The organism is Longispora albida DSM 44784 (assembly GCF_000379825.1).
Taxonomy (GTDB): domain Bacteria; phylum Actinomycetota; class Actinomycetes; order Mycobacteriales; family Micromonosporaceae; genus Longispora; species Longispora albida.
The window spans coordinates 1-1,312 of record NZ_KB903832.1 but is presented as its reverse complement, the minus strand read 5'-3'; the positions used below and the strand labels follow the sequence as shown (position 1 = coordinate 1,312).

Annotated in this window: 1 protein-coding gene; it reads right to left on the bottom strand. The window is 67.8% G+C overall.

Annotated features, from left to right (window positions below; translation table 11 throughout):
* Positions 1-34: 34 nt before the first annotated feature.
* Positions 35-1,267: an IS30 family transposase gene (locus A3G1_RS0117670; protein ID WP_018350805.1), complete on the bottom strand. Its 1,233-nt coding sequence runs from the start codon at positions 1,265-1,267 to the stop codon at positions 35-37.
* Between the last annotated feature and the right edge of the window lie 45 nt (positions 1,268-1,312).

Below are 1,312 nucleotides of genomic sequence, written 5' to 3'. Positions count from 1 at the left end.
GGCGAATTCCAGGAGTCGTCGCAACACGGGTTGGTCAACTGGCAGTTGCTAGAAGCGTAGCGAGGCGCTCGGCTGGGGTCTCCCAGCCGAGCGTTTTGCGTGGGCGGCTGTTGAGTTCGGCTGCGACGGCGGCCAGGTCCTCGGCGGTGTGGCAGGTCAGGTCGGTGCCCTTGGGGAAGTACTGGCGGAGCAGGCCGTTCGTGTTCTCGTTGGATCCTCGCTGCCAGGGGCTGGCGGGGTCGCAGAAGTAGACGCCCATGTCGGTTGCGGTGCTGAACTGTCGGTGCAGGGCCATCTCCGAGCCCTGGTCCCAGGTGAGCGAACGTCGCAACTGGGCGGGCAGGGCTGAGACGGTCTGTATGAGCGCGTCGCGCATCTGGACGGGATGGCGGCCGTCGGGCAAGTGGATGAGGGTGACAAAGCGGCTGGAACGCTCGACCAGCGTTCCGATCGCGGACTTGAGGCCCTTGCCGATGATGAGGTCGCCCTCCCAGTGCCCGGGGACGGCCCGGTCGGCCACCTCGGCCGGACGCTCGCTGATCATCACCATGTCCTTCGACATCCGCGGCTGGCGCTTGTAGGACTGGCGGTGCGAGCGGCGCATGGCCCGGCCGGTGCGCAGGGCACGGGTCAGCTCACGGCGGAGTTCTCCCCGGCTCTGAACGTAGAGGGCCTGGTAGATCGTCTCGTGGACCACATGCATCTCCGGGCGGTCGGGGTAGCGCCGGCGCAGGGCCTGGCAGATCTGCTCGGGACTCCATCGTCTGCCCAGATGGTCCTGGATGAACTCCCTCAGCTCAGGGTTCTGGCCGATCTTCCCCGTCTTGGGCCGCGGGCGGCGGGCATCAGCACGATCCTGGGCCGCGTGCGGCCGGTAGTCCCCGCTGGCCGGATGCCTGTTGCGTCGGATTTCCCTGCTGATAGTGGACGGACTGCGCCCCAGCTCGGCGGCAATGGCCCGAACCGGCGCCTTCGCCCGACGCCGATCGGCGATGTGGATGCGCTCGTCCTCGCGGAGATACCGGTCGGACCGAGACGGCAAACGCGCGGCCGCCCGCGCGGTATGCGCGGGCGGCCGAAACGGCTTCTTCCGTCCTTCCGGGCGCCCGTTGCTCCACTCCTGCCCGGTCCGCCTGTTGACGCCGACGATCCGGCACGCCTCTCGAACGCTGAAGCCCTGCTGCATGAGCCGGAAGTATTCCTCCCGCTCCGCGACCAGCTTCTTGCGTCCCTGAGGCACCCGACCCTCACGAACCTCGAAATCCATCGCATCCCCTGAACTGGGGTGTTGCGACGACCACTAGAACTCAAG

Coding starts and splice junctions, on each gene's coding strand:
- A3G1_RS0117670 (WP_018350805.1), bottom strand. CDS start 1,267: ATGGATTTCGAGGTTCGTGAGGGTCGGGTGCCTCAGGGACGCAAGAAG.